This is a genomic window from Bacteroidetes Order II. bacterium (assembly GCA_016788705.1).
Taxonomy (GTDB): domain Bacteria; phylum Bacteroidota; class Rhodothermia; order Rhodothermales; family UBA2364; genus UBA2364.
Window position 1 is genome coordinate 1 of the sequence record JAEUSQ010000030.1, and the last position, 15771, is coordinate 15771.

Sequence of the window (15771 nt, forward strand, 5' to 3'; positions counted from 1 at the left end):
GAAATGATTATGCCTGGTGACAATACCCAATTCAAGGTGGATCTCATCCAACCGATTGCGATGGAAGTAGGTCTCCGCTTTGCCATCCGCGAAGGTGGACGCACCGTTGGGGCTGGTGTGGTATCCAAAATCCTTGATTAAGTCAGAGAATTGTTGTCGGTGGTCGTGCGTGTTTGTATCGGCCACCGACTACCGACAACTTGCATTCCAAAATACATATGGCAAGCCAAAAAATTAGAATCAAGCTAAAGTCTTACGACCATACGCTGATTGACAAGAGCGCCGAAAAAATTATCAAAACGGTAAAAGCCACCGGTGCTGTTGTAAGCGGTCCTATTCCGCTCCCCACCGATAAGCAAATTCATACAGTTTTGCGCTCTCCACACGTAGATAAGAAGAGCCGCGAACAGTTTGAGTCTCGCAGCCACAAGCGCCTTATTGACATCCTTTCTACTTCTTCCAAGACAGTAGATGCGCTTATGAAACTCGAATTGCCGAGTGGAGTGGATGTCGAAATTAAGGTTCCTTAACATACCGCATTCAGTGTCTGACAGGCGTTCCACTTGTCCCATTGAATAAACCTCTTAATCCATTAAACCCAAAAGCGAGGTAAAACCATGAAAATTATTTCCCGCATGCTCGTATTTGCATTCTTAGCCATGGTAGCGGTAGGGTGCGACAGTGAACCAACGGACAGTGAAAAACTCGTGGGCGCTTGGACGCTGACGAAGATCACAGACGGACGGGGCGACATAACGACAGCCTTTAAGCAAAGTGTAACCACGTTACGCGTTACGATGAATGCTGATCTTAGCGATAAATTTGAAGTATTGTATTCTGCGGCTGCAAAAGCAGCAGGTGCAACCGATGTTTCGAATGTTGGTACCTATGTGGTTGTAGAAGCCAGTAAGCAATTACAACTGAAAAATATGGGAACCACGCTTACGTTGAACTACGCATTCTCGGAAGGCAATAACAATGAAGTGACCTTCTCGCTGCCTGCCGCCGTGGTAAACGTAATCTTTAATAGCACTGCTTATCAGGGAACTGTTACCATTACGGCAACCAAGCCCTAATAAGCGAACTTGACGGTGTTTGGGGCAGGCTCCAACGGAGAAGCCCCAAATACCACCTCTTTGAAATACAAGAGCTTAACTTAATCAATAAGGCCCCGGTCTTAAAACTTATTAATGAGACCAAAGCACAAAACGATTACAATGAGCGCTATCTTAGGAAAAAAAATCGGTATGACGAGCGTCTTTGACGCTGCCGGAAATCAGGTAATCTGTACCGTCGTCGAAGCCGGACCATGCGTCGTCACACAGGTGAGAACAGAAGAAGCAGACGGTTATACCGCTGTTCAACTCGCCTTTGGAGAAGCAAAAGAAAAAAACACCACGAAGGCCATGAAGGGCCACTTTCAGAAGGCAGGTACCACACCCAAACGCCATCTGGTGGAATTTCGGAACTACGAAAAAGAAGTATCTCTCGGAGACACGCTCTCGGCTGAGGACGTGCTGACGGAAGGCATGAAAGTAGATGTGTCTGGTACATCAAAAGGGAAAGGTTTTCAAGGGGTTGTAAAGCGTCACGGCTTTAGCGGCGTTGGGATGCGGACGCACGGTCAGCATAACCGGATGCGCGCCCCAGGTTCTTTGGGACAGTCTTCCGATCCTAGCCGCGTTTTCAAAGGAATGAAAATGGCGGGCCGCACTGGTGGAGACCGGGTAACCCTCAAAAAACTGACGGTTGTTCGGGTATTGACGGATCAAAACTTGGTGCTCATCAAGGGCGCAATTCCAGGTGCAAAGAACAGTTTGGTTGAAATCCGTAAAGCCAAATAGCAGGGCTTGTAGAAAGCCAAACAAGTTCTCCGTTTAACGACAGATTATCTAGACTCAGCATAAAATGGAACTCACAGTTTATACACGAGACGGACAAAACGCAGGCCGCACCATTACACTGGATGACTCGGTGTTCGGTATTGCGCCCAATAACCATGCAATTTGGTTAGATGTCCGCTCGATTCAAGCCGCAGGCCGTCAAGGCACGCATAAGTCAAAAGAACGAAGCGAGGTAGCACGTTCTACCCGTAAATTGTATCGCCAGAAAGGAACGGGTGGTGCTCGTTCTGGTGACTACAAGTCGCCTTTAAAACGGGGTGGTGGTACAGTTTTTGGACCACGGCCACATAAATATGTCGTGAGTGTGAACCGTAAAACCAAGCAATTGGCTCGCCGTTCTGCGCTCAGCTACAAAGCAACAGCCGATGCCCTGCGTGTGGTCGAAAACTTTGAAATGGATGTACCACGCACCAAAGATATGGTGGCAGTATTGAATGCGCTTCAATTGGCAGGCCAAAAAGTATTGGTTCTTACGGGGAATCACGACGAGGTGATTTTCAAATCTGGACGTAACCTTCCGAAAGTAAGCGTTATGGAAGCCGCCAATGTTTCAACCCTAGATCTGATGAACGCACAAGTAGTGTTGATGCAAGAGAGTGCAGTGGAAGAACTCACTGCTCTTCTTTCTAAGCAAGCCCAATAAGCCTACAGGAGAAACAGCAATGGATGCAACTAAAATTCTGATTCGGCCCGTACTGACCGAAAAAATGACCGCACTGGGCGTTGCAAAACACTATGGATTTAAAGTGGCCAAAGAAGCCAATAAAATTCAGATTGCCCGTGCAGTGGAAGATTTCTATCCGGGTGTTCAGGTGAAAGAAGTTAGGACGATGATCGTTCGCGGGAAAGCACGACGCCAAATGACCAAACGTGGTGTACTTGCCGGACGCCGTGCTTCTTGGAAAAAGGCAATCGTCACCCTCGCATCGGGCGAAATCAACTTCTACGAGGAAATTTAAACCGAACCGTATCCTGCAAAACAAGGCCTGAAATTGCCTGTAAGAAAAGGATCAAACCAAATATAAAATGGCACTGAGAACCTTAAAGCCCACGACACCAGGACAGCGCAGACGCTCGATGGCGGACTTTACGATGGTGACAAAATCCGCACCAGAGAAAAGTTTGTTGGATGAGTCTAAGCGAAAAGGTGGGCGGAATAATAATGGACGGATTACTGTTCGCCACCAAGGAGGGGGGCACAAACGCCGCTATCGTATCATTGATTTTAAGCGTAATAAAAAAGATATTCCGGCAACGGTAGCGAGTATAGAGTACGACCCAAATCGTTCTGCGCGGATTGCCTTGCTCGTTTATGCCGACGGTGAAAAACGCTACATCATTGCCCCAGATAAACTGACGGTTGGTACGAAAGTAATATCGAGCGATACCGCCATGCCTGAAGTGGGGAATAACATCCCACTTGCGAAAATTCCGCTTGGTACGTTTGTTCATTGTATCGAAATGAAGCCAGGAAAAGGCGCCCAGATGGCACGGTCGGCCGGAACTTCGGCACAGTTGGCTGCAAAAGAGGGTGGGATGGCGACTCTTAAACTGCCCTCCGGAGAAATGCGCATGGTACCTGCCTTGTGTACGGCAACTGTCGGTACAGTAAGTAACCCAGATCACATGAACGTGATTCTTGGAAAAGCCGGACGCAAGCGTTGGAAAGGTGTTCGTCCAAAGGTTCGTGGGGTCGCGATGAACCCAATAGATCACCCAATGGGTGGTGGTGAAGGCCGGGCTTCTGGGGGGCATCCACGCTCGCCTTGGGGACAACCAGCCAAAGGGTATAAAACGCGTCGTGGTAAAAAACCTTCGGATCGTTTTATCGTTCGTAAGCGCAACAAAGCCTAAGGTAGTTGGCCATAACCGTTTAACTTTTTCGCAAAGTTAGGGCGGTAATCAACCAAAATCTGATCATAATAATTGAATTCGAGTTATGCCTCGTTCACTCAAAAAAGGACCGTTTGTATATCACAAACTCCTCAAAAAATTAGATGCGGTCAATGCATCGGGCAAAAAAAAGGTGATTAACACCTATAGCCGCGCCTCGATGATTGTGCCTGAAATGGTGGGTCACACATTTGGTGTACACAACGGGAAGCAATTTATCCCGGTTTATGTGACCGAAATGATGGTGGGCCACAAACTGGGCGAGTTTTCGCTGACACGAACATTTCGGGGTCATGCTGGAGACAAAAAAGACAAGCGCGGTAAGCGATAAGATGGTACGCGCGGAACAGACCATGTTGTCTGGGACTGCGATCACCTAACACCTGTATTTGACGAATTACCTAAATACGATGGAAGCAAAAGCACGCCAAACCTATGTTCGGATGTCCCCTCTTAAAATGCGCATTATTGTAAATGAAGTGCGCGGGATGCGGGTTCCGGATGCTCTGAACAAACTGCGCTTTATGCCTCAGATGGCTGCCAGAACGGTAGAAAAAACCATTGCCTCGGCATACAGCAATCTGCGCGATAAGTTTGGAGCAGAGTCTATTGACGAAAACGCGCTCTACATCCGCGAGATATTTGTGGACAGTGCACCTATGTTTAAACGGATTCAACCCGTTTCTAGAGGCCGGGCTTTCCGGATTAAGAAAAGAAATAGCCATCTTACGGTAGTAGTGGCCAATAAAGAAGAAGCATCCGAGTAAATCACCGTACCGCTGGGTACAAAAAAAGTGTACGACTTTGGGACAAAAAACTAATCCTATCGGCCTGCGTCTTGGAATTATCCGCGGTTGGGAATCCAACTGGTACAGCAAGGATTTTGCCGATAAACTGATTGAAGACGAAGAAATTCGCAAATACCTTCGGGCACGTTTAAAAAAAGCCGGCCTCAGCCGTGTGATTATTGAGCGTACACCCAAACGGGTGATCCTAACGCTCCATACCAGCCGTCCGGGTGTTGTCATCGGACGAAGTGGTCAGGAAGTAGAAAAACTTCGTGAAGAGCTAAAAAAGCTTACCAGCAAAGACGTCCAGATCAATATCAATGAGATTAAACGTCCGGAATTGGATTCCAGTTTGGTAGCACAAACAATCGCACAGCAATTGGAAGGTCGTATCGCATTCCGTCGGGCAATGAAGCAAGGCGTTCAGGCTGCGATGCGCATGGGTGCAGAAGGGATCCGTGTTCGGGTTTCTGGACGTTTAGGTGGTGCAGAAATGAGCCGCACGGAGCAATATTTAGAGGGCCGGGTTCCGTTGCATACCCTCCGGGCAGATATTGACTATAGTGAAGCAACCGCCTTCACCATTTATGGTACCATGGGGGTTAAAGTTTGGATATTTAAGGGTGAAATTATTGGTCGTCCAGACCTTAGCCCTAATCTTCAGGCCCAACGCAATCCTGCAACAGGTGGAACGGAAGAACGTAATGAGCGTCCGGAGCGCCGTCGCCGTAATGACCGTGGCGACCGGGGTGATCGCGGAGGCGACCGAGGTGGACGCCGTGGTGGTAACAGGGGTGGTGATAGATAAGCACCTGTGGGTTATTTTCAGGAATCTCATTCATAAAAGCATAAAAGGTAAGTAGCCATGTTGATGCCTAAACGCGTGAAGCGCCGCAAAATGATGAAAGGTCGTATGAACGGTAACTCCGGTCGTGGTACGCTCATCTCTTTCGGTGACTTCGCAATCAAGGCGCTTGAAGCCGGATGGATCACAAGTCGCCAGATAGAGGCCGCACGTATTGCCATGACCCGTCATATGCGTCGTCAGGGCAAGGTTTGGATCCGGATTTTTCCGGACAAGCCCATCACCAAAAAACCAGCTGAAACCCGTATGGGTAGTGGTAAAGGTTCATTGGAGTATTGGGTTGCGGTAGTTAAGCCGGGGCGTATTTTATTTGAACTGGGAGATGGTGTTTCTTTCGATCTGGCCAAGGAGTCTATGAGACTGGCCCAGAACAAATTACCCATCAAAACCAAGTTCATCGTCCGGCCAGATTTTACGGAGAACTGATCGGTATCAAGGGAACTCTCGGTTTATTCTTTTACCGTCCCCCCCATACATATAGCCGTAACCAAAACCAGCTATGAAAACCAAGGAAATACGCGAAATGTCCGCCTCGGAAATTGAAGCCCAGATTGCGGAACACGAAGCCCAGTATCGGAAACTAAAGTTTCAGCATACCATTGCCAATCTTGAAAACCCGATGCAAATGCGAAATACCCGTCGTGCAGTTGCACGGCTCAAGACCATTTTGGCAGAAAAATTGGCGGCAGCAGCCGAAGCATAAACGGAAGACATGACCATGAGAAATGCACGCAAAGAACGGGTAGGCTTGGTGGTAAGCGACAAGATGGATAAAAGCATCGTTGTGGCCATTCAACGCCAAGTTAAGCACCCGATTTATGGGAAATTTGTTAAGAAAACGACCAAACTGATGGCCCATGACGAGACCAATGATGCCCGTAAAGGGGATACGGTACGAATTATGGAGACCCGTCCGTTAAGCGCGAAAAAACGCTGGCGCCTCGTTGAGGTGGTAGAACGCGCAGAGTAGTTTGTTGTGGATTGCGGGGGAGGCGCGCTCAATACCTCCTGTTTGACAACAGTTAGTACTGAAAAAGAAAGAGGTAATCAGTCATGATTCAACAGGAATCCAGAATGGCCGTCGCCGATAACAGCGGGGCAAAAGAAGTGCTTTGCATCCGGGTACTCGGAGGAAGTGGCCGTCGTTACGCCCGCATCGGAGATGTGGTCGTTGTATCTGTAAAGTCTGCCATTCCCGGTGGAACGGCCAAAAAGAAAGATGTACAACGCGCAGTTGTTGTTCGGACGAAAAAGGAATTCCGTCGTCAAGATGGTTCTTACATTCGATTTGATGAAAATGCGGTTGTGCTCATTAATAAAGATGATGAGCCGATTGGCACGCGTATTTTTGGGCCCGTTGCACGCGAATTGCGGGACAAAGGCTTTATGCGGATTGTTTCACTCGCTCCGGAAGTACTCTGACCGGGACTCCGTCTTGGGGCTGGCTCCCACCGGATTCAAAAATAACAGAAAAACATGCCACGCACGACTAACAAACAAAATAAACTCCACGTCAAAAAAGGGGATATGGTGGCCTTAACCAAAGCTATCACCTCTGCACAGTCGTTGGAAATGGATCGTCCGAAAGGATACACCGGCCGGGTACTTCGGGTTTTTCCAGCCAAACAAATGGTTTTGGTGGAAGGGGTAAATGTACGCTTGCGCCATACAAAGCCCAATAAAGACTATCCTAACGGTGGCATTATCCAGCGCGAAATGCCGATTCATGCTTCCAATGTATTACCATTAGACAATAATGGTGCACCGACACGTGTTGGACGCAAATACGTAACGGATGCCAATACTGGTAAGGGGCGTTGGATACGCTTTGCGAAAACCACCGGACAAGAACTGGATAAATAAGATTTTATGGGTCTTGAGCCCGATTATCTACTCACGCGGGATACGTGAAAGCCAAATGCCTACACGCCCCACATACATTAATGCCATGAGCTATACAGCACGCTTAAGAGCAAAATACCTAAATGAAGTTGTTCCGGCCCTCGTAAAGCAGTTCGGATACAAAAATATCATGGAAGTTCCCAAACTTGTTAAGATTAGTGTTAACAAAGGTTTGGGAGATGCCAACCAAAACAAAAAACTTCTGGATGACACGGTAGAAGAACTTCGTAAAATTACTGGCCAACATCCAGTCGTATCGAAGGCCAAAAAGTCTATCTCCAATTTTAAACTGCGTGAAGGGATGCCTGTCGGGGTATTTGTTACCCTTCGTGGAGATACGATGTATGAATTTCTTGATCGGTTCATAACCCTTGCCCTTCCGCGCGAACGGGACTTTAAAGGGGTCTCAGACAAGAGTTTTGACGGGCGTGGGAATTACACGCTTGGCTTAAAAGAACAAATCATCTTTCCGGAGATTGATATAGATAAGGTTGAACGCATTGGGGGGATGGATATTTCTTTTGTTACGACAGCCAAGACCGATGCCGAAGCATACGCGCTGTTAAAAGAAATGGGCATTCCGTTTGTTCGTCGAGACCAAAAATAACAAACGTTCAAGTTTACGGGTACAGTTTTATTGGCTGATGCCCCAAGCCTCAAACCTTTGAACAACAGATAAATAAACCAATGGCTAAGAAAAGCTGGATTGCCCGCCAAAAACTCCGTCAGGTAACCGTTGAAAAACACGCAGAAAAGCGGGCAGCGTTAAAAGCGATTATTGTAGATGGAAATGCCTCGGACGAAGCAAAGCTTGAGGCATCTGTTAAACTCCAAAAAATGCCGCGAAACAGCAGTGCTACCCGTTTGCGTAATCGTTGCGCAGTTAGTGGGCGGCCGCGTGGTTATATGCGAAAATTTGGGGTGTCTCGTATTGCATTCCGAGATATGGCCCTTGCGGGTAAAATTCCGGGTGTTCGAAAGGCAAGCTGGTAAGTGCATATGCTCGCAACCTTAATAGTCTGAACAATCCATATACAGATTATAGAGGATGTAATAACCAAGTTAATCAAGATAATTCTATAAAAAAATGAGTGCAATTACAGATCCTGTAGCCGATTATCTGACCCGAATTCGGAATGCGCAAAAAGCCCGGCACCAATACACGGATATCCCGGCCTCTAAGTTGAAGCGCGCCATGACCCAAATTCTATTGGACAAAGGTTATGTAGCCAAGTACATTGATATCGAAGACGGTAAGCAAGGCCTGATTCGGGTATATTTGAAGTACAACAAAAATGTCCCCGTTATCCAAAGCCTTGAACGGGTGTCTAAGCCTGGCCATCGTCAGTTTGTTGGCGCAGATAACCTGCCGAAGGTCCGAAACGGTCTGGGTATCGCGATTCTTTCTACATCGAGTGGTGTCATGACCGATAAAGAAGCGCGTGATGCAGGGGTTGGTGGAGAAGTATTGGCCTATATTTATTAATTGTGTTGGCCAGACTATTTTCGTGCAGAACAAAATTTTGCACCTAAAAGTGTTCAATCGTCAAACTATTCCGGTCTATGCCGCCGGAAATAAACCGACAAAGAAATGTCTCGTATTGGCAAAATGCCGGTCAAACTTGAAAAAGGAGTCTCTGTAAATATTGGTTCAGGAAACCTTGTTACAGTTAAAGGACCCAAAGGGGAACTAACCCTTCAGGTAGATCCGGACATCACGATATCTCAGGAAGACGGAACCATTCACGTTTCGCGTCCTACCGACCAAAACCGCCACCGGGCCATGCATGGCTTGTATCGTTCACTATTAACCAATATGGTAACGGGTGTCACAAAAGGATACCAAATCCAGTTGGAAATTATCGGTGTTGGTTTCCGTGCACAAGTCATCTCCGGAAATGTTCTGGAAATTGCACTGGGCTATTCTCACCCAATTTATTTCGTCCCTCCAGCAGGAATTAGTGTGTCTGCGGAGCAAGCGCGTGGTCAAAACCCGATAATGACCATAGATGGGATTGACAAACAATTGGTAGGACAAGTTGCGGCGAAACTTCGTGCCCTTCGTCCACCAGAGCCTTATAAGGGTAAAGGTGTCCGTTATCGTGGAGAAGAAGTGCGCCGTAAAGCAGGTAAGACGGGTGGTAAGGGTAAAAAATAACCTATTCACCATACTTCATTGAGTTGAACATAAGGCCAGAGGGTCGGAAATCTTCTGGCGTAGCATCCAAAACCAATGGCAATCAAGAAAACAAAAAACAAAAAAGTTACTCGGCGGCAACGAATTCGTCGAAGCATCCGCAGCAAGATAAGCGGAACGGCATCACGCCCTCGGCTGGCTGTATTTCGTTCCAATGCACATATCTATGCCCAGTTAATTGACGACCATACTGGCCAAACCCTTGTTGCTGCTTCTACGGTTCAAGATAAAGGCATAACGGGAACTGGCTCGGAACAGGCCAAGTCGGTAGGGCTGACACTGGCTGGAAAAGCCAAAGAATCCGGCATCGAGACGTGTGTCTTCGATCGGGCGGGTTTTCCTTATCATGGTCGGGTCAAAGCACTCGCCGAGGGCGCCCGCGAAGGTGGCCTTAACTTCTGATGTTCACATTCCAATATTGAATAGAAATGGCAAAGGAAAGAAAAAATCGTAAGCAAGAGCGTGCAAACGAGGAGCAATCTCAGTTCATCGAAAAGCTCATTGCCGTAAACCGTACCGCAAAGGTGGTCAAAGGGGGGCGTCGCTTCTCCTTTAGTGCAGTTGTGGTGGTGGGAGATGGAAAAGGGATGATCGGTCGTGGATTAGGAAAAGCAGGCGAGGTGAGTGATGCCATCGCCAAAGCAACCGAAGCTGCAAAGAAAAATCTGGTTAAAATCCCCCTCCAGAATGGAACCATCCCACATGCAATTACTGGTCGTGCAGATGCAGGCAAGGTGTTTCTAAAACAAGCGGCACCGGGAACGGGAGTAATTGCTGGCAGTGCCGTACGTGCGGTATTGGAATGCGCGGGGGTAGAAAACGTGCTGTCGAAATCCATCGGCTCTTCTAACCCGCACAACTTGGTCTCGGCCACCTTCGATGCCCTTACTCGCCTCGAAGATCCACTGGCCGTAGCCCGTCGTCGTGGAATTTCGCTCAAAAAGGTTTTTAATGGTTAAGGCTAAAGGTCTGAGAAGACTCAGTTGAATACCAATAATGCTTTGAATAGATTAAGATCATGGCTCAAGTTAAAATTACCAAAGTCCGGAGCGTAATTAAACGCCCCAAAAACCAAAAGCTAACAATGGAAGCTTTAGGTCTCCGGAAAATGGGATCTTCCACTACTGTGGAACACACACCACAAATTCGGGGAATGATAACCGTTGTACGCCACTTGGTGAAGGTTGAAGAAGTGTAATGCTTGTATTTTTACATAGCTTACAATAAAAATTAGACAAAACTTCGTCTTTAAGACCCTATATTGAAAGGCTTTCTGCGATGTTGCGAAAGCCTTCCTTGTTGCCCACCACGAGTGAGCGTTTAAGTTTTTAACATGCGAGTCCGGCGGGACTGACCGTCTGGGCGACTAAAGCCAATTGAAACCATGAACCTGAGTAATCTACAACCCGCAGCGGGTTCTACACGCAACCGTAAACGTGTAGGACGCGGCCAAGGGTCTGGGACAGGGAAAACATCTGCCCGAGGGCACAATGGTGCCAAAAGCCGTTCCGGTGCTAAATTTCGCGCTTGGTTTGAAGGGGGGCAAATGCCGCTCCAACGCCGTCTTCCAAAATTCGGCTTTAAAAACCGTTTCCGCGTTTCGTATAACCCCATTAATCTGACGCGTCTTTCTCAGTTAATTGAGGAAGGACGTTTGAATCCGACAGAGCCTATTGTGCCGGAGACATTTGTGGCATTGGGTCTTGCTGGAAAATCAGACCTGATCAAGGTGTTGGGTTCTGGCGAAATCGCTGTGGCGCTTAATGTGACCGCTCACGCCTTCAGTGAGTCCGCAAAGGCGAAAATAGAAGGTGCTGGAGGTTCAGTAACCGTTGCGGGACAAGGAAAGGAAATATCCTGAAGTGGTTTAAGGCATTCAGGACGCTTCTGCTTATAATAATTATCTTCTGACTTTCATTCTCTACCTATATGGCTGGTTTTGTTGATAGCTTGCGAAATATGTGGCGCATAGAAGAGTTGCGGAAACGCATCATCTATACGCTTTCCTTGCTTGCTGTATATCGGATCGGTACTTATGTTACCTTGCCAGGTGTTGACCCGACGCAGTTGATAGCCGCTCAAAACACCCCGAACAACATCTTTGGTCTCATTGACCTTTTTGTGGGAGGGGCATTTGCAAAGGCAGGCATTTTTGCACTGGGGATTATGCCTTATATAACGGTGTCCATCATTGTGCAACTGATGGGTGCGGTGGTGCCCTATTTTCAAAAATTGCAACGCGAGGGCGAAGACGGAAGGCGTAAAATTAACCAACTCACCCGTCAGGGTACCGTATTGATTACGGCCTTTCAGGCATATGGTTATGCCATTCAATTGTTGGGTACGGCAAGCCAAGCCATTACGGTAAACCACCTGATGTTCTATGTTTCTACGATTATCGTTTTGACAGCCGGAACGATCTTTGTAATGTGGCTTGGAGAACGGATTACGGAGGCTGGCATTGGTAATGGGATTTCGTTGATCATTACCATTGGGATTGTAGCACGCTTGCCGCATAGCCTTTATAACGAAGCCACGGCCGGGGTAAATGGTAACTTGTTTATCTTTATTATTGAAATTTTGATCTGGTTGCTGATTATTGCTGCGGTGGTCTGGGTTTCTCAGGGTGTTCGCCGTATTCCGGTACAGTATGCCAAGCGGGTGGTAGGTCGTAAAGTTATGGGAGGCAGTACACAATACCTACCCATAAAGATTAATGCAGCGGGCGTAATGCCGATCATTTTTGCACAATCCATCTTGTTTATTCCGACAACCATCGCACTATTCTTTCCAGACAGCGCGTTTTGGCAAAGTGTAGGTGCCATCTTTGGGGACTATACGGGCTTCTGGCATGCTCTGTTCTTCTTTATTCTGATTGTCTTTTTTACGTACTTCTACACGGCCATTGCCGTGAATCCGAAGAGTATGGCAGATGACATGAAACGGAATGGTGGTTTTATTCCAGGTATTCGTCCGGGTAAGCAAACCAGTGAGTTTGTGGACAATATCCTTACCCGCGTAACGCTTCCGGGCGCTATCTTTTTGGGTTTTGTGGCGATCTTGCCGACTATTGCGACGGCTGTAGGTATTGATCAAGGCTGGGCCCAGTTTTTCGGGGGGACAAGTTTGTTGATCATGGTTCAGGTAACCTTGGATACCCTACAACAAATAGAGAGCCATTTGCTAATGCGACGTTATGACGGCTTCATGAAGAGTGGTCGGATGCGTGGTCGGATGTAACGCGAAGTAGATTTGCGAAAAGAACGGATTAGTTATGATACACCTAAAGCTTCCGAACGAAATTGTTAGGCTTAGAAGCGCGGCAGAATTGGTAGGCAAAACCCTGGGTGAGGTTGCCAAATACGTGAAGCCGGGCGTAACCACTCTTGAGCTGGATGCGATTGCCGAAGACTACATCCGTACACGCAATGGACGTCCTGCTTTTAAAGGGTATCCAGGTACTAATCCAGAGAATCCTTTTCCAGGTACCCTCTGTCTATCGGTCAATGATGTGGTTGTGCATGGGATTCCGAGTACGTATGTGCTTCAAGAAGGAGATATTTTGTCGGTGGATTGTGGTGCAGAATTGGATGGTTATTTTGGAGACTTCGCTTACACCTTTGCCATTGGCGAAATATCGGAAGACAAGCGTGAACTCCTCAAAGTGACTGCCGCCTCATTGTTCGAGGGGATAGACCGTGCAAGGGTAGGAAACCGTGTGGGTGACATCGGATATGCGGTTCAAAACTACTGTGAAAGCCGTGGTTTTGGTGTGGTGAAAGAGTTAGTAGGACATGGTGTAGGGCGGGAATTGCACGAAGAACCCCAAGTCCCTAATCATGGAAAAAGAGGGGACGGTAAAAAAATGAAAGAAGGCTTAACCATCTGCATTGAACCCATGATTAATGCAGGTACTGAAAAGGTTAAGTTTATGGAAGATGGCTGGACGGTAAAAACCGAAGACGGGAAAGCGGCGGCTCACTACGAGCATATGGTTTGCATACGGCGAGGCGCACCCGAAGTCATTAGCATGTGGGATTATATTGAAGAGGTGGTAACTCCACCTTATAAATAAACACCAGAAGAGGTGCACTAAAATGGCCAAGCAAAACGCAATCAAACAAGATGGCTCTGTGGTAGAAGCCCTACCCAACGCCCAATTTAGGGTTCGTCTGGAAAATGGCCACGAAATCTTAGGCTTACTTTCCGGAAAAATGCGGATGCACTTTATCAAAATCCTGCCAGGGGATCGGGTAACGGTTGAACTTTCGCCGTATGACTTGAGCAAAGGTCGGATTGTGTATCGTTACAAATAAATTGAAAGGACGGATTTGTCTTTTTTGAAGTCATTTCCGATAGTTTCTCCGTAAGACATAATTGTATCAAAACAATGAAAGTACGAGCAAGCGTAAAAAAGCGTTCTTCAGACGACAAAATTGTTCGTCGTAAGGGCCGTGTTTACATCATTAACAAGAAGAACCCGAAGCACAAACAGCGTCAGGGATAAAAAGCCAGAACGGATATGCCACGTATTGCAGGTGTAGATATTCCCGCTAATAAGCGCGGAGATATTTCGTTGAGTTACATTTTTGGAATTGGCGTAAACAATGCCAAAGAAGTACTCGCTAAAGCTGATATTGATCCAGACCGCAAAGCATCTTCCTGGAGTGAGGATGAAACGGCTACCATCCGCCGCATCGTTGAAGACGATTTTGTGGTTGAAGGCCAACTTCGTACCGAAATCCAGTTGAACATCAAGCGGTTGATGGATATTAAGTCTTATCGCGGACTTCGCCACCGTAAAGGCTTGCCAGTTCGTGGACAGCGCACGAAAACCAATGCACGCACCCGTAAAGGGCGTCGTCGTACGGTTGCTGGAAAGAAAAAGGCACCGAAGAAATAACAGGAATTTTTCCGGCACTCTTTTTGGTGTCTATCGGAAAGATTTAACAGCCTGCAATTCCCTATATCGGGTATATGGCTTAAGCATAGGAAAACCAGTTTATAAAAACCATGGCAAAACAATCTGCTGCACAAAAAGCGGCGGCTGCGGCCCGGAAAAAGAAAAAAGCGAATGTCACCCCAGAGGGGTTTGCGTACATTCAGGCAACGTTCAACAACGTGCTGGTTACGCTTACAGACTCTTCGGGAAATGCAATTTCGTGGGCATCAGCCGGAAAAATGGGATTTAAGGGCAGTCGCAAAAATACACCTTACGCTGCGCAAGTTGCTGCTGCGAATGCAGCAAAAGAGGCCTATGATCTTGGTCTTCGCAAAGTAGATGTTTTTGTAAAAGGTCCCGGATCGGGCCGTGAGTCTGCAATACGTGCAATCGCTTCGGCGGGAATTGATGTGTTAACGATTCGTGATACCACACCGATTCCACACAATGGATGCCGTCCGCCCAAGCGCCGACGTGTATAAAAAATTGTATTCATCCAGCAACCTCCTGTTGTCAATATGAGACAACAGGGTCTTCGGGTGCACTTTTGCTTCGTCTAACAAAACGTAGGTGATACCCCCGAAAGCCAACCAATCAGAGGAGATAAAATGGCTCGTTACAGAGGCCCCAAACAAAAATTGGCCAGACGGTTTCGAGAACCGATTTTTGGCCCCAGCAAATCGCTTGAGCGTAAGCCTTATCCGCCCGGACAACATGGTCCTTCGCGGCGTGGTAAAGAAAGCGAATACTCGATTCAGCTGAAAGAAAAACAAAAAGCCAAACACATTTATGGTTTGTTGGAGCGCCAGTTCCGCAATCTTTTTGAGAAGGCGCACCGTCGGAAAGGAGTTACAGGTGAAAACCTACTCCAATTTTTGGAAGCCCGATTAGACAATGTGGTATTCCGCCTCGGCTTCGGTCGTACCCGCCGTCAAGCGCGGCAGTTGGTTACACACTGTCATGTCACCGTCAATGATCATCCGGTAAATATTCCTTCCTATCAGGTTCGTCCGGGGGATGTCATTGCGATTCGTCCTAAAAGCCGTCAACTTACGGTGGTTTTGGATAACCTGAGCCGTAATCGTCGGACGGTAGCTTGGATGGAAGTTGACCGCAACTTGTTGACCGGAAAGTATTTAGAAAATCCGCGTCGTGAAGACATTCCGGAAAACATTAAGGAACAACTCATCGTCGAACTTTACTCCAAGTAATTCTGTTGTCAGTATTACAGGGGTCTTGTTCACTCAAGGTGCTATGGTAGAAGGTCTAAAAATTTACTT

At 47.4% G+C, this 15771-nt stretch carries 30 protein-coding genes; all 30 read left to right on the forward strand.

Features of this window, described 5'->3' with window-relative positions; translation table 11 throughout:
* Positions 1-141: elongation factor Tu (gene tuf / locus JNN12_07640; protein ID MBL7978199.1), on the forward strand; the 141-nt coding region annotated here is incomplete at its 5' end.
* A 77-nt stretch (positions 142-218) separates the two neighbouring features.
* Positions 219-530 carry a 30S ribosomal protein S10 gene (gene rpsJ / locus JNN12_07645; protein ID MBL7978200.1) on the forward strand — a complete coding sequence of 104 codons (312 nt, stop codon included), beginning with the start codon at positions 219-221 and terminating at the stop codon, positions 528-530.
* Between the two features lie 87 nt (positions 531-617).
* Positions 618-1076, forward strand: coding sequence for a hypothetical protein (locus JNN12_07650; protein MBL7978201.1), 459 nt, complete (start codon positions 618-620; stop codon positions 1074-1076).
* Positions 1077-1217: 141 nt separating this feature from the next.
* Positions 1218-1844 (forward strand): 50S ribosomal protein L3, encoded by a 627-nt coding sequence (gene rplC / locus JNN12_07655; protein ID MBL7978202.1) that lies wholly within the window; start codon positions 1218-1220, stop codon positions 1842-1844.
* A gap of 64 nt (positions 1845-1908) precedes the next feature.
* Positions 1909-2547, forward strand: a complete 639-nt coding sequence (rplD, locus tag JNN12_07660) for a 50S ribosomal protein L4 (protein MBL7978203.1) — start codon at positions 1909-1911, stop codon at positions 2545-2547.
* Positions 2548-2566: 19 nt separating this feature from the next.
* Positions 2567-2863 (forward strand): 50S ribosomal protein L23, encoded by a 297-nt coding sequence (gene rplW, locus JNN12_07665; GenBank protein MBL7978204.1) that lies wholly within the window; start codon positions 2567-2569, stop codon positions 2861-2863.
* 67 nt (positions 2864-2930) lie between these two features.
* Complete coding sequence (gene rplB, locus JNN12_07670; protein MBL7978205.1) at positions 2931-3758, forward strand: 50S ribosomal protein L2; 828 nt, start codon at positions 2931-2933, stop codon at positions 3756-3758.
* Between the two features lie 85 nt (positions 3759-3843).
* Positions 3844-4128, forward strand: coding sequence for a 30S ribosomal protein S19 (rpsS, locus tag JNN12_07675; protein ID MBL7978206.1), 285 nt, complete (start codon positions 3844-3846; stop codon positions 4126-4128).
* A gap of 79 nt (positions 4129-4207) precedes the next feature.
* Complete coding sequence (gene rplV, locus JNN12_07680) at positions 4208-4564, forward strand: 50S ribosomal protein L22 (GenBank protein MBL7978207.1); 357 nt, start codon at positions 4208-4210, stop codon at positions 4562-4564.
* A gap of 37 nt (positions 4565-4601) precedes the next feature.
* The gene (gene rpsC / locus JNN12_07685) at positions 4602-5393 is read left to right on the forward strand and encodes a 30S ribosomal protein S3 (protein ID MBL7978208.1); all 792 of its coding nucleotides are present in this window, start codon (positions 4602-4604) and stop codon (positions 5391-5393) included.
* A gap of 57 nt (positions 5394-5450) precedes the next feature.
* Positions 5451-5876: a 50S ribosomal protein L16 gene (gene rplP, locus JNN12_07690; protein MBL7978209.1), complete on the forward strand. Its 426-nt coding sequence runs from the start codon at positions 5451-5453 to the stop codon at positions 5874-5876.
* A gap of 73 nt (positions 5877-5949) precedes the next feature.
* On the forward strand, positions 5950-6153 hold the full coding sequence (gene rpmC, locus JNN12_07695) for a 50S ribosomal protein L29 (GenBank protein ID MBL7978210.1): 204 nt from the start codon (positions 5950-5952) through the stop codon (positions 6151-6153).
* A 9-nt stretch (positions 6154-6162) separates the two neighbouring features.
* Positions 6163-6420 (forward strand): 30S ribosomal protein S17, encoded by a 258-nt coding sequence (rpsQ, locus tag JNN12_07700; protein ID MBL7978211.1) that lies wholly within the window; start codon positions 6163-6165, stop codon positions 6418-6420.
* An 83-nt stretch (positions 6421-6503) separates the two neighbouring features.
* Complete coding sequence (gene rplN / locus JNN12_07705) at positions 6504-6872, forward strand: 50S ribosomal protein L14 (GenBank protein MBL7978212.1); 369 nt, start codon at positions 6504-6506, stop codon at positions 6870-6872.
* Between the two features lie 54 nt (positions 6873-6926).
* Positions 6927-7313 carry a 50S ribosomal protein L24 gene (gene rplX / locus JNN12_07710; GenBank protein ID MBL7978213.1) on the forward strand — a complete coding sequence of 129 codons (387 nt, stop codon included), beginning with the start codon at positions 6927-6929 and terminating at the stop codon, positions 7311-7313.
* Positions 7314-7398: 85 nt separating this feature from the next.
* Positions 7399-7959 carry a 50S ribosomal protein L5 gene (gene rplE, locus JNN12_07715; GenBank protein ID MBL7978214.1) on the forward strand — a complete coding sequence of 187 codons (561 nt, stop codon included), beginning with the start codon at positions 7399-7401 and terminating at the stop codon, positions 7957-7959.
* A gap of 80 nt (positions 7960-8039) precedes the next feature.
* On the forward strand, positions 8040-8345 hold the full coding sequence (rpsN, locus tag JNN12_07720; GenBank protein ID MBL7978215.1) for a 30S ribosomal protein S14: 306 nt from the start codon (positions 8040-8042) through the stop codon (positions 8343-8345).
* A gap of 94 nt (positions 8346-8439) precedes the next feature.
* On the forward strand, positions 8440-8838 hold the full coding sequence (rpsH, locus tag JNN12_07725; GenBank protein ID MBL7978216.1) for a 30S ribosomal protein S8: 399 nt from the start codon (positions 8440-8442) through the stop codon (positions 8836-8838).
* 105 nt (positions 8839-8943) lie between these two features.
* The gene (rplF, locus tag JNN12_07730) at positions 8944-9510 is read left to right on the forward strand and encodes a 50S ribosomal protein L6 (protein MBL7978217.1); all 567 of its coding nucleotides are present in this window, start codon (positions 8944-8946) and stop codon (positions 9508-9510) included.
* Positions 9511-9585: 75 nt separating this feature from the next.
* Positions 9586-9951: a 50S ribosomal protein L18 gene (locus JNN12_07735; protein MBL7978218.1), complete on the forward strand. Its 366-nt coding sequence runs from the start codon at positions 9586-9588 to the stop codon at positions 9949-9951.
* Between the two features lie 26 nt (positions 9952-9977).
* Complete coding sequence (gene rpsE, locus JNN12_07740) at positions 9978-10508, forward strand: 30S ribosomal protein S5 (protein ID MBL7978219.1); 531 nt, start codon at positions 9978-9980, stop codon at positions 10506-10508.
* 59 nt (positions 10509-10567) lie between these two features.
* Positions 10568-10747, forward strand: coding sequence for a 50S ribosomal protein L30 (gene rpmD / locus JNN12_07745; protein ID MBL7978220.1), 180 nt, complete (start codon positions 10568-10570; stop codon positions 10745-10747).
* 186 nt (positions 10748-10933) lie between these two features.
* A complete protein-coding gene (gene rplO, locus JNN12_07750; GenBank protein MBL7978221.1) occupies positions 10934-11410 on the forward strand; it encodes a 50S ribosomal protein L15 in 477 nt (158 codons plus the stop codon).
* 68 nt (positions 11411-11478) lie between these two features.
* Positions 11479-12789 carry a preprotein translocase subunit SecY gene (gene secY, locus JNN12_07755; GenBank protein MBL7978222.1) on the forward strand — a complete coding sequence of 437 codons (1311 nt, stop codon included), beginning with the start codon at positions 11479-11481 and terminating at the stop codon, positions 12787-12789.
* A gap of 34 nt (positions 12790-12823) precedes the next feature.
* Positions 12824-13624 (forward strand): type I methionyl aminopeptidase, encoded by an 801-nt coding sequence (gene map / locus JNN12_07760; GenBank protein ID MBL7978223.1) that lies wholly within the window; start codon positions 12824-12826, stop codon positions 13622-13624.
* Positions 13625-13646: 22 nt separating this feature from the next.
* Entirely contained in the window at positions 13647-13865 is a 219-nt protein-coding gene (gene infA, locus JNN12_07765; GenBank protein MBL7978224.1) for a translation initiation factor IF-1, read from the forward strand.
* A 74-nt stretch (positions 13866-13939) separates the two neighbouring features.
* Entirely contained in the window at positions 13940-14056 is a 117-nt protein-coding gene (rpmJ, locus tag JNN12_07770; protein ID MBL7978225.1) for a 50S ribosomal protein L36, read from the forward strand.
* A 15-nt stretch (positions 14057-14071) separates the two neighbouring features.
* On the forward strand, positions 14072-14452 hold the full coding sequence (gene rpsM, locus JNN12_07775; protein MBL7978226.1) for a 30S ribosomal protein S13: 381 nt from the start codon (positions 14072-14074) through the stop codon (positions 14450-14452).
* A gap of 110 nt (positions 14453-14562) precedes the next feature.
* Positions 14563-14973, forward strand: a complete 411-nt coding sequence (gene rpsK, locus JNN12_07780) for a 30S ribosomal protein S11 (GenBank protein MBL7978227.1) — start codon at positions 14563-14565, stop codon at positions 14971-14973.
* Between the two features lie 126 nt (positions 14974-15099).
* The gene (gene rpsD, locus JNN12_07785; protein ID MBL7978228.1) at positions 15100-15702 is read left to right on the forward strand and encodes a 30S ribosomal protein S4; all 603 of its coding nucleotides are present in this window, start codon (positions 15100-15102) and stop codon (positions 15700-15702) included.
* The last annotated feature ends 69 nt before the right edge of the window (positions 15703-15771 follow it).

Bases quoted from the DNA above. Each gene is read 5' to 3' on its own strand.
- rpsJ (MBL7978200.1), top strand. From the start codon at position 219: ATGGCAAGCCAAAAAATTAGAATCAAGCTAAAGTCTTACGACCATACG.
- JNN12_07650 (MBL7978201.1), top strand. From the start codon at position 618: ATGAAAATTATTTCCCGCATGCTCGTATTTGCATTCTTAGCCATGGTA.
- rplC (MBL7978202.1), top strand. From the start codon at position 1,218: ATGAGCGCTATCTTAGGAAAAAAAATCGGTATGACGAGCGTCTTTGAC.
- rplD (MBL7978203.1), top strand. From the start codon at position 1,909: ATGGAACTCACAGTTTATACACGAGACGGACAAAACGCAGGCCGCACC.
- rplW (MBL7978204.1), top strand. From the start codon at position 2,567: ATGGATGCAACTAAAATTCTGATTCGGCCCGTACTGACCGAAAAAATG.
- rplB (MBL7978205.1), top strand. From the start codon at position 2,931: ATGGCACTGAGAACCTTAAAGCCCACGACACCAGGACAGCGCAGACGC.
- rpsS (MBL7978206.1), top strand. From the start codon at position 3,844: ATGCCTCGTTCACTCAAAAAAGGACCGTTTGTATATCACAAACTCCTC.
- rplV (MBL7978207.1), top strand. From the start codon at position 4,208: ATGGAAGCAAAAGCACGCCAAACCTATGTTCGGATGTCCCCTCTTAAA.
- rplP (MBL7978209.1), top strand. From the start codon at position 5,451: ATGTTGATGCCTAAACGCGTGAAGCGCCGCAAAATGATGAAAGGTCGT.
- rpmC (MBL7978210.1), top strand. From the start codon at position 5,950: ATGAAAACCAAGGAAATACGCGAAATGTCCGCCTCGGAAATTGAAGCC.
- rpsQ (MBL7978211.1), top strand. From the start codon at position 6,163: ATGACCATGAGAAATGCACGCAAAGAACGGGTAGGCTTGGTGGTAAGC.
- rplN (MBL7978212.1), top strand. From the start codon at position 6,504: ATGATTCAACAGGAATCCAGAATGGCCGTCGCCGATAACAGCGGGGCA.
- rplX (MBL7978213.1), top strand. From the start codon at position 6,927: ATGCCACGCACGACTAACAAACAAAATAAACTCCACGTCAAAAAAGGG.
- rplE (MBL7978214.1), top strand. From the start codon at position 7,399: ATGAGCTATACAGCACGCTTAAGAGCAAAATACCTAAATGAAGTTGTT.
- rpsN (MBL7978215.1), top strand. From the start codon at position 8,040: ATGGCTAAGAAAAGCTGGATTGCCCGCCAAAAACTCCGTCAGGTAACC.
- rpsH (MBL7978216.1), top strand. From the start codon at position 8,440: ATGAGTGCAATTACAGATCCTGTAGCCGATTATCTGACCCGAATTCGG.
- rplF (MBL7978217.1), top strand. From the start codon at position 8,944: ATGTCTCGTATTGGCAAAATGCCGGTCAAACTTGAAAAAGGAGTCTCT.
- JNN12_07735 (MBL7978218.1), top strand. From the start codon at position 9,586: ATGGCAATCAAGAAAACAAAAAACAAAAAAGTTACTCGGCGGCAACGA.
- rpsE (MBL7978219.1), top strand. From the start codon at position 9,978: ATGGCAAAGGAAAGAAAAAATCGTAAGCAAGAGCGTGCAAACGAGGAG.
- rpmD (MBL7978220.1), top strand. From the start codon at position 10,568: ATGGCTCAAGTTAAAATTACCAAAGTCCGGAGCGTAATTAAACGCCCC.
- rplO (MBL7978221.1), top strand. From the start codon at position 10,934: ATGAACCTGAGTAATCTACAACCCGCAGCGGGTTCTACACGCAACCGT.
- secY (MBL7978222.1), top strand. From the start codon at position 11,479: ATGGCTGGTTTTGTTGATAGCTTGCGAAATATGTGGCGCATAGAAGAG.
- map (MBL7978223.1), top strand. From the start codon at position 12,824: ATGATACACCTAAAGCTTCCGAACGAAATTGTTAGGCTTAGAAGCGCG.
- infA (MBL7978224.1), top strand. From the start codon at position 13,647: ATGGCCAAGCAAAACGCAATCAAACAAGATGGCTCTGTGGTAGAAGCC.
- rpmJ (MBL7978225.1), top strand. From the start codon at position 13,940: ATGAAAGTACGAGCAAGCGTAAAAAAGCGTTCTTCAGACGACAAAATT.
- rpsM (MBL7978226.1), top strand. From the start codon at position 14,072: ATGCCACGTATTGCAGGTGTAGATATTCCCGCTAATAAGCGCGGAGAT.
- rpsK (MBL7978227.1), top strand. From the start codon at position 14,563: ATGGCAAAACAATCTGCTGCACAAAAAGCGGCGGCTGCGGCCCGGAAA.
- rpsD (MBL7978228.1), top strand. From the start codon at position 15,100: ATGGCTCGTTACAGAGGCCCCAAACAAAAATTGGCCAGACGGTTTCGA.